The organism is Duganella levis (genome assembly GCF_009857605.1).
Lineage (GTDB): Bacteria > Pseudomonadota > Gammaproteobacteria > Burkholderiales > Burkholderiaceae_D > Rugamonas > Rugamonas levis.
Genome location: NZ_WWCT01000023.1, coordinates 39,610 through 53,166, shown reverse-complemented (window position 1 = coordinate 53,166; position 13,557 = coordinate 39,610). Strand labels below are relative to the sequence as shown.

The 13,557-nt window shown below is 63.9% G+C and carries 11 protein-coding genes; 3 read left to right on the top strand and 8 right to left on the bottom strand.

What is annotated here, in order from left to right:
* Positions 1 to 8: 8 nt before the first annotated feature.
* The 4 genes from cphA to GTP69_RS23810 all read right to left on the bottom strand — a co-directional run bounded on the left by cphA (position 9) and on the right by GTP69_RS23810 (position 5,469).
* Positions 9 to 2,660 (bottom strand): cyanophycin synthetase, encoded by a 2,652-nt coding sequence (cphA, locus tag GTP69_RS23825; protein ID WP_161057205.1) that lies wholly within the window; start codon positions 2,658 to 2,660, stop codon positions 9 to 11.
* A gap of 4 nt (positions 2,661 to 2,664) precedes the next feature.
* A complete protein-coding gene (locus GTP69_RS23820; RefSeq protein ID WP_229261128.1) occupies positions 2,665 to 3,492 on the bottom strand; it encodes a cyanophycinase in 828 nt (275 codons plus the stop codon).
* Between the two features lie 3 nt (positions 3,493 to 3,495).
* The gene (locus tag GTP69_RS23815) at positions 3,496 to 4,899 is read right to left on the bottom strand and encodes an iron-containing redox enzyme family protein (RefSeq protein WP_161057204.1); all 1,404 of its coding nucleotides are present in this window, start codon (positions 4,897 to 4,899) and stop codon (positions 3,496 to 3,498) included.
* Positions 4,900 to 5,007: 108 nt separating this feature from the next.
* The gene (locus tag GTP69_RS23810; protein WP_161057203.1) at positions 5,008 to 5,469 is read right to left on the bottom strand and encodes a MarR family winged helix-turn-helix transcriptional regulator; all 462 of its coding nucleotides are present in this window, start codon (positions 5,467 to 5,469) and stop codon (positions 5,008 to 5,010) included.
* A gap of 32 nt (positions 5,470 to 5,501) precedes the next feature.
* Here GTP69_RS23810 and GTP69_RS23805 point away from each other — a divergent pair, with 32 nt between their 5' ends.
* Positions 5,502 to 6,206: a siderophore-interacting protein gene (locus GTP69_RS23805; protein WP_161057202.1), complete on the top strand. Its 705-nt coding sequence runs from the start codon at positions 5,502 to 5,504 to the stop codon at positions 6,204 to 6,206.
* Between the two features lie 3 nt (positions 6,207 to 6,209).
* Here the strand turns inward: GTP69_RS23805 and GTP69_RS23800 are convergent, their stop codons facing one another.
* The 4 genes from GTP69_RS23800 to GTP69_RS23785 all read right to left on the bottom strand — a co-directional run bounded on the left by GTP69_RS23800 (position 6,210) and on the right by GTP69_RS23785 (position 11,273).
* Positions 6,210 to 7,295: a porin gene (locus GTP69_RS23800; protein WP_161057201.1), complete on the bottom strand. Its 1,086-nt coding sequence runs from the start codon at positions 7,293 to 7,295 to the stop codon at positions 6,210 to 6,212.
* Positions 7,296 to 7,315: 20 nt separating this feature from the next.
* The gene (locus GTP69_RS23795) at positions 7,316 to 8,599 is read right to left on the bottom strand and encodes a gallate dioxygenase (RefSeq protein WP_161057200.1); all 1,284 of its coding nucleotides are present in this window, start codon (positions 8,597 to 8,599) and stop codon (positions 7,316 to 7,318) included.
* Between the two features lie 8 nt (positions 8,600 to 8,607).
* Positions 8,608 to 9,936 (bottom strand): MFS transporter, encoded by a 1,329-nt coding sequence (locus tag GTP69_RS23790; protein ID WP_161057199.1) that lies wholly within the window; start codon positions 9,934 to 9,936, stop codon positions 8,608 to 8,610.
* A gap of 131 nt (positions 9,937 to 10,067) precedes the next feature.
* A complete protein-coding gene (locus GTP69_RS23785; protein WP_161057198.1) occupies positions 10,068 to 11,273 on the bottom strand; it encodes a LysR family transcriptional regulator in 1,206 nt (401 codons plus the stop codon).
* 120 nt (positions 11,274 to 11,393) lie between these two features.
* Between GTP69_RS23785 and GTP69_RS23780 the strand changes: the two genes are divergently transcribed.
* Together GTP69_RS23780 and GTP69_RS23775 are read left to right on the top strand one after the other, a co-directional pair.
* Positions 11,394 to 12,506 (top strand): 4-oxalomesaconate tautomerase, encoded by a 1,113-nt coding sequence (locus GTP69_RS23780; protein WP_161057197.1) that lies wholly within the window; start codon positions 11,394 to 11,396, stop codon positions 12,504 to 12,506.
* A 14-nt stretch (positions 12,507 to 12,520) separates the two neighbouring features.
* Positions 12,521 to 13,546 carry an amidohydrolase family protein gene (locus GTP69_RS23775; RefSeq protein ID WP_161057196.1) on the top strand — a complete coding sequence of 342 codons (1,026 nt, stop codon included), beginning with the start codon at positions 12,521 to 12,523 and terminating at the stop codon, positions 13,544 to 13,546.
* Positions 13,547 to 13,557: the final 11 nt, after the last annotated feature.

The following is a 13,557-nucleotide window of genomic DNA, read 5'->3' as shown; positions in this document are numbered from 1 at the left end:
TCGTTGGGTTACACCAGCGTGGCGTCGATGCGCGCCGCGCTGACCGGATCGACCGGTCGCAGCGCATCCACCAGCTCCGACACCGACGAACCGCAGGCATACACCAGCACATCGCCAGCGCGGCATTGCGACAGGCCGAGACGCAAGGCTTGTGCCGGATCAGCCTCCAGCAACACGCCACCGGCGTCTCCACGCGCGGCATGTGCTGCCGACTGCATCATGGCGGCGCGCTGGCCTGCTTCGCGGCCACGATGTTCCGCTGGCCATTCATAAAACACGGTGGTATCGAAGCCGCTGCCGCAAATCTGGCCAATCTGCTGGAAGTCTCTTTCACGCCGGTCGCCGGGCGAGGTGACAACGGCCACGGTGCGGCCTTGCGTCATGGCGCGCGCGGTGGAGGCCAGCGCACCAAATGCTGCCGGATTGTGGGCAAAGTCCACGATCACCCGCACGCCGTTGACGTCGTACAGATTGGCGCGCATCGGATTGTGGCGCGCGTCGGAGACGAAGCTGCGCAGGCCAGCCGCAATCGCGCCGTTACCCAGATCGCTGGCCATCAGAGCCGCCGCCGCCGCCAGGCCATTGGCGATGTTGTGCCGCGCGCAGCCGCCCAGCGTGGACGGCATCTCGGCTGCATCCAGCAGAACGTGGCGCTGGCCGTCGCTATCGGACGCGATCAGCGCGCCATCTTCCAGCCAGGTCGCTCGGCCGCCGTCGCGGAGGTGTTCCAGCAGTGCCGGATGCTGGGCGTCGCAGCTGAAGTAGATGCGTTCCACTTTTTCGTCCAGACTTGCGCCGATGGCGCAGCAACGTGCATCTTCTGCATTCAGCACCACAGCGCGCGAGGCGGCTTGCAGCACTACGCCCTTGACCGCCGCCAGGTCTTCCAGCGTCTCCACGCCTTCCAGGCCGATATGGTCTTCGCTGACGTTCAGCAGCACCGACACGTCGCAACGGTCGAACGCCAGGCCGCGTTTCAAGATGCCGCCGCGCGCCGTTTCCAGAACCGCGAATTCCACTTCCGGCGCCGACAGAACGGTGCGTGCCGACCAGTAGCCGCTGCAATCGCCGCGCTTGACCGTCGTACCGTTAATGTAGACGCCTTCGCTGGTGGTGCAGCCGGTGGTAATGCCGGCCTGGCGCAGTGTGTGTTCGATCATCAGCGTGGTGGTTGTCTTGCCGTTGGTGCCGGTGACCGCGATTACCGGAATGCGGCCGTCCTGGTTGCCGAACATGGATTCGACGATGGCGGCGCCGGCGTCGCGCGGCACGCCGGCGCTGGGATATTCGTGCATACGAATGCCCGGCGCGGCGTTAATCTCGATCACCGCGCCATTGCGGCCGTCCAGCACCTGTGAAATGTCCTCGCAAACCAGGTCGATGCCTGCCACGTCCAGGCCGATCTTGCGGGCGGCGCGCACGCACATGTCCAGCGTTTCCGGCGGCAGCTTGCCGGTGACGTCTTCGGCGGTGCCGCCGCTGGACAGGTTGGCGTTGCCGCGCATGACTACGCGTAGTCCGGCTTCCGGCACGCTGTCGAAGTTGAGGTCCTGCGCAGCCAGCGTGGTTTCGGCGTGGCCGTCCAGCGGAATGCGGGTCAGGATATTGGTGTGGCCTTCGCCGCGTGCCGGATTGCGGTTTTCCTGCTCCACCAGCTGGCGCACCGTCGATTCGCCATCGCCAATGACTGCGGCAGGGCGGCGCAGGGCGGCGGCGACTACACGTTCGCCGGCCACCAGGATGCGGTAGTCGTCGCCGGGAATGTAGCGTTCAATGATGATGGTGCGGCCATGTTCGCGTGCGCGTTCAAACGCCAGTTGCACTTCGTCCGGTGTGCCGCAGCGCGTGGTCACGCCGCGTCCGTGATTGCCGTCCAATGGCTTGACGGTGACCAGGCCTTCCAGCTCGCGGGCGGCGCGCAGCGCCTGTTCCAGCGTGCGCACGCTCACGCCTTCCGGCACCGGCACGCCTGCTTCCTGCAACAGTGCCTTGGTCAACTGCTTGTCCGACGCGATGTCGACGGCGATGTGGCTGGTGTCGCCGGTAATGGTGGCTTGCAGGCGTTTCTGCTGCGCGCCCCAGCCGAGCAGAAACATATTGGCGTCTTCGGTCAGGCGCTGATAGGGAATGCCCTGGCGGATCGCTGCGCGCAGGATGGCGCCAGTGCTGGTGCCGATGGCATGACGTTCGGCGGTGTCGCGCAGCGCGGCCACGCCGGCTTCCAGCTGCTGCGCCAGGCCTTGCGCGCCAGTGGCAAGGCCGCGCACCAGTGACATCGCCAGGTCGCAGGCGTCAATCGCCACGTGCTCCGATTCGTACGAACACACCACGCGGTACTGGCCGGGCGCGTCCTGCACTTCATGCGTGCGTCCCAGGTAGGTCGGCGTGCCGGCCAGGCATTGCAGCGCGATCGTTACGTGTTCCACCACGTGCGCCAGATTGGCACCGTTGTTCAGAGCCTGCACAAAGCCGCCGTACTGGCCCACCGAGCAGCGGTGGTCGTACAGCGACGGCAGCAGTTCCAGCAACTGCTGGTTAAAGCCTTCGATGCTGGTGCTGGTGTGATCGCGCAGCGCTTGCAGATCGATCACGTTCAGCAGGCAAGGCTGGTTGGAGTACAGATTCGGGCCGCGGAGTACGTGCTGTTTAACGATGTTCATGCTATCAGGTCCTGTTGGTTAAATATTGGATGAAATCGGCCAGCGCGCCCGCTTCGGCGGGACTGGCAAAATGGGTGCCGGATGGCAGCAGGTGCAGCCGCACGTCCTGCATTTGCGGGACGTCGCCGCGCGCGATGTCGGCGATGGTGGTGACGGCGTTGCGGCAATCGACCACGGTGACGCTACCGTTGCCGGCGACCTCGATGCCCTGGTCCTTGACGATCAGCGCGGTGTCTTCGTCAATACCAGCGCCCAGCAGGAATGGGCTTTGCGCGATGACGCTGAGCAGGCGGTTGAGGCGGTGGCGTTGCGAGAAGTGCTGGTCGATGATGACGCTGGTGACGTAGCCCAGGCCAGCGCCGAGCCGCACCGCGCCTTTTTCCGGCGCCAGTTCGGCTTTACCCTCGGCCAGCATATGGGTGCACATGCCGGACGCGCCGGCGCTGGTGCCGGCGATGCAGGCGTTGTTTTCGCGGTAGGCCATGCGCATGGCGCGGTCCATCTGGGTGCCGCCCACGAAGGCCATCAGCCGTTTCTGGTCGCCGCCGGTCATGAATACGCCGCGTGCCTGCGCCACCTTCAGCGCCAGCATGTCGTTGTCGGCATCGGCGCGGCTGTCGATGCGCACATGGGTGACGTCTGTGGCGCCGAGCGCGTCGAAGGCGATGCGGTACATTTCCCAGACGTCGTCCGGCACCGTGCTGGCGGCCGTGGTGACGACGATCGGGCTTTGCGGGCCGCCTGCCAGTTCAACGAATTTTTGCAGCACATCTTTGTTATCGGTGCGGTCTTCGTTACCGCCGATGGTCATTAAACTACCGGTATGGTTCATGTGTCAGGCGATCAGTTGTCGGTACATGCGGGTCGCCATCAGGCCCAGTGGGCGGTGATGCTGGGCGGGTGTCATCAGCGTTTGCAACAGCTGCACGGCGGCCTGCTTGCTGCCCAGCGTGGCGACTTGTTGTTCCAGCTGGCGCAGCGGACTGGTGTCGTCATCGTTGGCGTGGTGGCGCACGATGCCGCGCAATGCGCCATGGCGTGGCGTCTGGTGCAGGCCGAGCGAGTCCAGGGAGCGCTGGCGCGCGCGGAAGCTCGGCACGCGCGGCGGCGTGACGATCCAGTCGCGCAGCACCTGCTGTTCGTAGGCGCTGAAGACGCCGAACATTTCGGCGCGTTCGCTCTGGATCAGGCGCCAGAAGCGGCTGTTCTCGGGCGGCTGGCCGCGCTGGATCCAGCCGGCGCTTTCCAGTTCCGCCAGCATTTGCGGGATCTGCTGCGGATCGCTGAGCCATTCATTGATGCTGCGGCCGGCCAGACGGCAGTAGTCGGAATGCATATTGGCGCCGGCGTGGGCCTTGGCGGCCATGATGTTTTCCAGTTCTTCCTGCAGGTCGAAGCCTTCGATAATCGACGTGGTGCAGGCGCCAAGGTCGTTGAGTCGATAGCCGTTCTGCACCCGTTGCCACACGCTGGCGCTGTCGCCAAAGCGCGGCAGCAGCTGTAACAGCGCCTGCACCGCCTTGTGCGCGTGGCCGGTGCTGCCGTTGTCCACCGTGATGTGCAGCGTGAAGTAGTAAGGATCGATGCCCAGTTCATTCAGCTCATAGGCGGTAATCAGCAGGTGCAGCGGAAGCTGTTCGTAACCGAGGTTGTAGCCGATGATCTCCGGCAGGAAGCGTTCGGCGTCATAGGCCAGCGCCAGCTGGATCGCGCCTTGTTCGAAATAGGTGTCCGGCAGCTGCTGCCAGTCTTCGCAGTCGTGCGCGGCCAGCAGTTTTTTGTACAGCAGGACGTGGTTCTTTTCCGGCACGCCGTCGCCCAGTTCTTCCAGGTAGGTCTGGATCAGCGGGCGGAAGTCGGGATCGTCCCAGCGCGCCAGCAGGCCATACAGCCAGGCGCCGTCTACCAGTTTGGTGGGTGCCGCATGCTTGAGGAAGTGCAGGGCGTGCGCCTGATTGCTGAAATAGCGGCGCGGCGCGCCTTCGCGGCGGCCTTGCAGGTAAGCCTGGTATTCAACGCCGACGGTGAAGGCGCGGCTGGCGATCCATGGCGTCAGCTGCTGCGGATCGGCCGGCAGGTCATCGCGCAGCTGCTGCGCGGCCTGGAGGCGCTGCCCTAAAAAGGTGCGGGCGTCGGCCAGCGCCGCGTCATCCGGCGGACCGGCGTTAAGTGAACGGTAGATCGCTGCGGCGCTGGTGGCGACGGCAGGGACGGAGACGGCATACGCAAGCTGTGACATGAGATTCCCGATAAGTGGGGTAGTTAGTCCGTTGATTATCAACGTAGCTAGCTATGCCCCACATCGGTGCGCCTCTTGTGTTTGTGTAAGAGTAGGCCGACAGACGGTCTACATTTTGTCGTCTGCTTCCAGATTGTCGCGGATCTGCTGCAACAGTCCTTGTAATTGCGTCAACTGGTCGGCGTTCATGCCGGTGACGGCGGCGGAAGAGGCCTGCACGCCCAATTCGTGCAGGTTGTGAAAGATCCGCTGGCCTTCCGCGCTGAGGGTCAGGCGGGTGATGCGGCGGTCCGCTTCATCGGCGGCGGCGTCCAGCAGCTGCTTGTCGCGCAGGCCTTTCAGCAGGCGCGCCAGCTGCGCCTTGTCGCGGCCAGAGTGAGCCACCAGGTCGCCTTGGGTGGCGCCCGGACGGCGGAAAAAGAAGCCCAGCGCCTTGTATTCCATGTGGGTCAACTCGTGCGGATTGTCGCGCAGGCCGCGCAGCTGGCGCGCGCGGAACAAATGCATGATCGAGTGGATGGCGTCGAACACCTGTTCCGATTGGTTGACTTTATTAACTTGTTTGGTCATAATAGGTGACATTATCAACTAAGGAGCGGAAGATGAGCAATCGAATTCAGCGCGTGCGGCACGAAATCAAACGGCGGGAACTGCAAGTGGCCAAGGTACAGCATCTGGCTCCGGACTATGTCAGCGTAACATTCAAAGGCGAGACCTTACACGATTTCGTCTCGGCCTCCTACGACGACCATGTCAAATTCATGTTGAGTGACGAAGACCGGCGCGATTTCACTCCGCGCAGCTACGACAATGTGGCGGGCGAACTGACCATCGAATTTGCACTGCACGCCACCGGCGCCGCCTCCGACTGGGCGCGCCAGGCAGCCGTGGGCCAGACGGCGGTGATCGCCGGCCCGCGCGGCTCGATGATTATCCCGATGGATTATGACTGGCACCTGCTGGCCGGTGATGCGACCGCGCTGCCGGCGATTCGCCGCCGCCTGGAAGAACTGCCGCGCGAGGCGAAAGTAACGGTGCTGGTGTCGGCGGAGAGTGCGGCTTTGCTGCCGTTCCGCAGCGAAGCGCAGGTGGATCTGCAACTGCTGGACAGCCAGGAAGCGCTGCTGGCCGCCATCCGCGCCTTGCAGCTGCCTGCGGGCGAGGGCTTCTTCTGGTTTGCGGGTGAAGCGTCGGTGGCCGCGCAGGTGCGCGATGCGGTGTTTGTCGATAAGGGCCACCCGCGCGAGGCGGCCCGTATTTCGGCGTACTGGAAGCAGGGCGCTTCCGGCCACCACGAAGACCTGTAACGGTCAGAAGGTGTGCTTGATGCCGGTGATGATGCCGGTCTGGTTGAGGCCCGCGCCGACCGAACCGCCGGCGCTCAACGCCACCGCCGCCGTGCCGCTGTTGTTGATGCGGCCCGCCGCCACGTAGAACGCGCTGCGTTTGGACAGGTTATACACGCCGCGTATCAGCACCTGCGCCGAGTCGTTATTGGTGGCGCGGTAATCCAGCTTGGCGATCTGGCCATCCAGCGTGAAGAACGGCGTAACGTTGTAGGCCGTGCCGATGTAGACCAGGTTACTGCGCGGCTGCGTCGCCGAGCCTTCGTTATTGCGGTTGATGATGCCCACGCCCAGCTTCCAGTCGTTCTGCTTGAGGAAGAAGGCGACGTGCGCGCGGCTGTCGGTCTTGTCGCTGCTGTTCAAGCCATTGGCTGCACCAACGCCGCCGTAGATGCGGTCATAGGCGCTGATCAGCGCGTAGCCCGGCGCGTCGTAGCGCAGCAGCGCAGACCATTCGCGGCAGGCGATGGCGTCGGTGGCGCTTTCGCCGGCGCAGCCGGTGCCCGCTGGGCCGCCGGCCGCTGAAGTGTCGCGGCCCAGGCTATAGGTGCCGCCGACCGTCACGCCGCTGAAGGTGCCGCGATAGGCGACCGAGTTGTCGCTGCGGCCATTTGGAATGAACGAGTCCAGCGAACCGAGACCGTATTGCGACGGGCCGATGATGTCGACGTCATAGGTCGAAATATTCAGCATATTGTAGTTGCGGCCAAACGTCACCTGGCCCCAGTTGCCTTGCAGGCCTCCCCAGGCCTGGCGGCCGAACAGGCGATTCTGGCCCAGCGTTCCGGTATCCGGCGCAAAGCCGTTCTCCAGCTGGAAGATGGCTTTCAGGCCGCCGCCCAGGTCTTCCGTGCCACGGAAGCCGAGGCGCGACGGGAACATGCCGCCACCCAGGCTGGGCATGCGGGTCAGGCTGTTGCCGGCGGCGTCGGCGTTATTGTAGTACTCCACGGCGGCGTCGATGATGCCGTACATGGTGACGTTGCTTTGCGCGTGGGCGGCGCCCACGCTCATGGCTGCTGCCAGGGCAGCATAGATGGTCTTCTTCATTTAAGTCTCCTCGTTTTAGTTTATTTTTTGTCCCAGGCGGCGCTTGAGCCGACCGAGTACAGCGCGCCCGGTGCGTTGCGGGTCTGCTGGAAGTCTTCCAGCGACTGCCCGCGCATGGCGGCGTAGATGTGCAGGTTGGAGACGCCCACCACGGCGCCCAGCTTCTCCAGCAGGAAGAAGATCACGCCGTACCGGATCATGCCGCGCCAGTCGCGGCGCGTGATCAGGTCGCGCTCTTGCGGCGTGAGGCCGGCCGCATCGTAGGTCGCTTCCGGCGCTACCCGGAACTGGTCGCGGAAGGCTGGATCGACCAATTGGTGCAGGTACTTGTTGATGCGGTAGGCGCGCACGCTGGTCTCCAGCGTGAACGGATAGGTGCCTGGCAGTTCTTCCACGCCCTTGGTCTGGTGGGCGATGTGGGCGCGGTGCGCTTCGATGGCAGCTGCATTCAGCGCGTGGTCGGTGGACGCGGCGTTTTCGTACAGCGCCACCGCGATGCCGGTCATCGATGGCAGGTAGTATTCGCGGTGCACACAATTGAGCTTGGCCGACATGGCGCCGCGCATGGCCATCCACATCACCACTTCCGCACTCTCCCAGCCGCCCAGGCGGGCGAAGTCGGCATGGGTCATGTTGAGCAGCGTTTCCGGATCGTTCTCGAACAGGTCGAGGAACTGGTGGTCCCACGGCGTGTTGTTGAAGCCAGCCCGCTCGCCATGCACCTGGTGCGACAGGCCGCCCGTGGCCACCAGCACCACGTTCAGGTCTTCCGGATAGCTTTCAATCGCGCGGCGCAGGCCTTGTCCCAGCTTGAAGCAGCGGCGCGCCGACGGCACCGGGAATTGCAGCACGCCGATTTGCAGCGGCACGATCTTGCCCGGCCATTGCTGTTCGTGCGGCCACAGGATAGACAGCGGAGAGAAGCAGCCGTGGTCCAGTCCTTTATCCTGGAAGAAGGACATATCGAATTCGTCCGCCATCAGCGACTGGCCGATGTGGCGCGCCAGCCCGGTGTGGCCGGCGATGGCCGGCAGCTTGCGCGCGCCGCCGCCTTCATCGGCTGCTTGGTAGCTTTCGCCGATCCCCAGCGAGAAAGCGGAGTAGTGGTCGAAGAAGAACGAGGTAACGTGGTCGTTGTAGATGACCAGCATGACGTCCGGCTTCTTCTCCGCCAGCCATTGCTGCACCGGTTCATAGGCCTTGAAGATGGGCGCCCACGCAGCGTCCTGCTGCTTGTTGGCGTCCAGTGCGAAACCGATGGTCGGAGTGTGGGATGAGGCGATGGCGCCGATGATGTTTGCCATGATGGTTCCTAAGCTGCTACGGTACGTTGACCAAATTTATTCGCAATGATGAAGATGGCCGCCAGCGTTGCCGGTCCCGCCAGGATGGCGATCACCGCGCTGAAGCCCCAGCCCATCGACAGCAGCATGCCGCCGGCGAAGGAGCCGAAGATGCTGCCGAAGCGGCCCATGCCCTGCATCCAGCTGACGCCAGTGGCGCGCACCACGGTTGGATAGCACGACGGCGCGTAGGCATTCAGGCCGGTCTGGGCGCCGCTCATGCAGAAGCCTGCCAGCAGCACGAACACCGAGAACAGGGACGATTCTACGCTGCCCGAGGCCAGGCACAGGATGAAGATGGCGCCGCCCATATAGGCTGCGGAGATCACTTTATTCGGCGACAGGCGGTCCATGAAATAGCCTACCAGCAGCGCGCCGACGGTGCCACCCAGCTGGAACAGCGCGGTGATGTTGGCGGCGCGTTCGATCGGCAGGCCGGCATCCTTGATCATGGTCGGCAGCCAGCCGCTCAACAGATAGATCACCAGCAGGCCCATAAAGTAGGTGCCCCACAGCGACAGCGTGGTAGCGCGATAAGCGGAAGACAACAGCACCTTGCCCGGCTGCGAGCCGGTCACTTGCGGTTCGCTGATGGTGAAGCTGACGTTGGACGGCACCTCGCCGCCGACCACGCGGCGCAGGGTGCGGCCGATACGCTCAGTCGGGAATTTGCGGACGACCAGGAAGCGCACCGATTCCGGTATCAGCAGCAGGTACACCGGCAGGCAAAGCAGCGGCACCGCGCCGCCGGCGATCAGCACCGCGCGCCAGCCGTAGTGCGGCAGGATAGCGGCCGCGCCAAAGCCCACCAGCGCCGAGCCGAGATTAAAGCCGGTGAACATGATGGCGATCAGCGTCGAGCGTGAACGCTCCGGCACATATTCCGACAGCAGGGTGGTGGTGTTAGGCATGGCGGCGCCGAGGCCGAGACCGGTGACGAAGCGCAGCAGCGACAGCGTGGTGACGTCCTGCGCAAAGGCGCTCAGCACACTGAAGGCGCCGAACCAGGCGACGGAAGTCAGCAGCAGCTTCTTGCGGCCGAAGCGGTCCGACATCGGGCCGACCAGAATCGCGCCGATGGCCAGGCCGATGGGGGCGGCGCTCATGACGACGCCGAAGGCGGCGCGCGAGATGCCCCATTCCTTGGTGATGTCCGGTGCGAGGAAGCCCATGATGGCGACATCCATGCCGTCAGTCGCCACGATCAGGAAGCACAGGGCGAGCAGCAGCCACTGGTAGCCGCTCATCTTCCTGGCGTTGATGTGTGCCCGGACGTCGAGCGTTTGTCCTATATTCATTAAGTCTCCTGTCTGGATTATGATTTTATGTAAAGAGGTGTAAAGGCCAAGGAGGCCTTTACCACTTCACCAGTGTACGTTTTGACAGGAGGGGATGTATTGCTTTTGCTTGCCGGACCGTTTCAATCTGCTTATCGCCAGCGCGCGCTGATGGCTTCGATTTCGGCCAGCAGCGCATAGGCGCCAGGGGACAGGTGAGCGTTCTTGCGGGTGGTGATGCCGATGCTGCGTTCCATGCCGGGCATCTCGAACGGCAGCACCACTAATTGGCCGGTTTGCACTTCATGATGCAGTTGATGCGCCGATAAAACGGTCAGCATGTCGCTGGAGACCAGCAAGCCGCGCAGCAGCGCCAGGTCGCCGGTTTCCACGGCGGGCGAGGGCGCTGCTTCGCCCTGGCGTTCAAAGAACTGCACCAGCGATTCGCGTAGCGGTGTGCCGCTGCGCGACAGTACCCATGGATAGCCGCGCAGGTCTTGCAGCGTGAGTTTGCTGCGCCTTGTGAGCGGATGGCCGCTGCGCGCCACCAGCGCGGCCTTGTCCTGGAACAGTGAGCGCGACTCGAAGACGTCGGCCGCACCGGCGCGCTGGGCGCCGACGATGAAGTCGATGCGGCCGCTCAGCAGGCTGGCGGTCAGTTCTTCATACGGGCTTTCCAGTGAGCGGATATGCAGTTGCGGGTGACGCTTGAGCACAGAGGCGATAGCGGTCGGCAGCAGTTGCGAACGGGCCAGCGGCAGCGCACCCATGGTCACCACGCCCAGCACCACGCCGGCCAGCGCGGCGATATCTTCCGGGATGTGGCGCAGCTCCGATAAGACGCGCTCAAACGATTCGGTCCAGCGCCGGCCGGCGTCGGTGGGCACCATGCCGTGGGCGGTGCGCAGGAACAGGGGCTGGCCCAGCATGTCTTCCAGCCTGGCGATGGCCTGGCTGACGGCCGATTGCGAGACGCCCATCGCGTGCGCTACGCTGGGCATGTGGTGCATTTCCGCCAGCAGCGTGGTGGCCTGTAGGCGGCGTTCGTTGAGTAAGGCTTCGATGCCGCCGACCTTGGCGTCGTTGCGGTCGCGCAGGCGCATGGCTTCTTCGCGCACAGCGTGCAGTTCTGCTTCGATGCGCTCGGCGCGCTTGCGTACCACGTCGCCGGCAGCGGTCAGCAGCATGCCGCGGCCTTTGCGCTCGAACAGCTGGGCATCCAGGCTGCCTTCCAGCGCGGCCACTGAGCGGGCGATGGCGGAGGAGGCGCGGTACAGGCTCTCGGAAGAGCGGCGGATGCCACCGCTGGCGGCGACGGCGTTAAACGCGTGGAGGTGGCGCAGGCTGACCAGGAACATGGTGGCTAAAAAGTAGGCGTGATAAGCAGATTAGAACAAATCAGCGCCTACAACGCAACCACGCTTTGCAGTGTGGCGCGGATACTGGGCATATTCATACAGCCTGATCGCAACGCCACCATGAGCAATCCACCTCTTTCCGACCAGCGCGCAGTGCCTTGCATGTTGATGCGCGGCGGTACTTCACGCGGACCGTTTTTCCTGGAGTCCGACCTGCCGGCTGATGCGGCGGCGCGTGACCGGGTGCTGCTGGCGGCCATGGGTTCGCCCGATCCGCGTCAGATCGATGGCCTGGGTGGCGCGCATCCGTTGACCAGCAAGGTCGGCATCGTCCGCCGCAGCACGACGCCGGGCGTGGATCTGGACTTTTTGTTCGCGCAGCTGCAACCGGATAACGATACGGTGGATGTTACGCCCAACTGCGGCAATATGTTGGCGGCGGTGCTGCCGTTTGCGCTGGAGCGCGGACTGCTGCCGGTGGCGCACGGCACAACCACGGCGCGCATCTTGACGCTGAATACCGGCATGCAGTGCGATGTGACCTTGCAGACACTGAACGGCCGTTTGCAATACGGCGGCGATGCGCGCATTGACGGCGTGCCGGGCACTGCGTCGCCGATCAGCATCAACTTTCTCGACACGGCCGGCTCGGTGTGTCCGGCGCTGCTGCCGACTGGCGCGCCGCAGAACCGCATCGCCGTCCCTACCGCAGACTTTGTGATCGACGCCACGCTGATCGACAATGGCATGCCGATGGTGCTGGTACGCGCTTCCGATTTCGGCATCACCGGCTACGAGCCGGCCGCTGAGCTGACCGCCAGCATCGAACTGCGCACTCGCCTGGAAGCGCTGCGCCTCGCCGTCGGTCCGTTGATGGGCCTTGGCGACGTGAGCGCCAAAAACTACCCGAAAATGTGCCTTATCTCCGCCCCGCGCGATAGCGGCGCGGTCAACACGCGCTGCTTCATCCCGCATGTCTGCCACGACTCCATCGGCGTGCTGGCCGCCGTGACCGTGGCTACCGCCTGCATCCTGCCGGGCAGCATCGCCGAAGGCATCGCCGCAACGCAGCCAGGCGCGCGCCAGACACTCTCGATCGAACACCCCACCGGAGAATTCAGCGTCGAGCTGGAACTGGACCCGAACAACCCCGGACAAGTGCTGCGCGCCGCGCTGCTGCGCACCGCCCGTCCCATCATGCGGGGCGAAGTGCTGATCCCCGCGTATCTCTGAAAAAGGATCACCCGATGATTATCGACTGCCACGGCCACTACACCACCGCGCCGAAAGCGCTGGAAGAATGGCGTAACCAGCAAATCGCCAACCTGAACACACCGCACCTCGGCCCAAAAGTCGCCGACCTGAAAATCAGCGACGACGAACTGCGCGAATCGATCGAACTGAATCAACTGCGCCTGATGAAGGAACGCGGCTCCGACCTGACAATTTTCTCGCCGCGCGCCAGCTTCATGGCGCACCACATCGGTGACTTCAACACCAGCGCTACCTGGGCCGCCATTTGCAATGAACTGTGCGCGCGTGTGGCACAGCTGTTCCCGGACCACTTCATCGGCGCGGCCATGCTGCCGCAATCGCCGGGCGCGGACCCTGCGACCAGCATCCCGGAGCTGGAGAAGTGCGTCAAAGAGTATGGTATGGTCGGCATCAACCTGAATCCCGATCCATCGGGCGGCCACTGGACCGCACCGCCGTTGTCCGACAGATCGTGGTATCCGATCTACGAGAAGATGGTGGAATACGATATCCCCGCCATGATCCACGTCAGCACCAGCTGCAACGCGTGCTTCCACACCACCGGCGCGCACTACCTGAATGCGGACACCACCGCCTTCATGCAATGCCTGACCAGCGATTTGTTCCGGGACTTCCCGACGCTGAAGTTCCTGATTCCGCATGGCGGCGGCGCGGTGCCATATCACTGGGGACGCTTCCGCGGCCTGGCGCAGGAGATGAAAAAGCCGCTGTTGAGCGAACACCTGCTCAATAACATTTACTTCGACACCTGCGTCTACCACCAGCCGGGCATCGATCTGCTGACCAAGGTCATGCCGGTCAAGAACGTGCTGTTTGCCTCCGAGATGATCGGCGCCGTGCGCGGCATCGATCCAGAAACCGGCAACTACTACGACGACACCAAGCGCTATATTGAAGCGGCCAACCTGACCGATATCGATCGCGCCAACATCTTTGAACACAACGCGCGCCGCGTCTTCCCGCGTCTGGACGCTGCACTGAAGGAGAAGGGATTATGACCACACCGCTG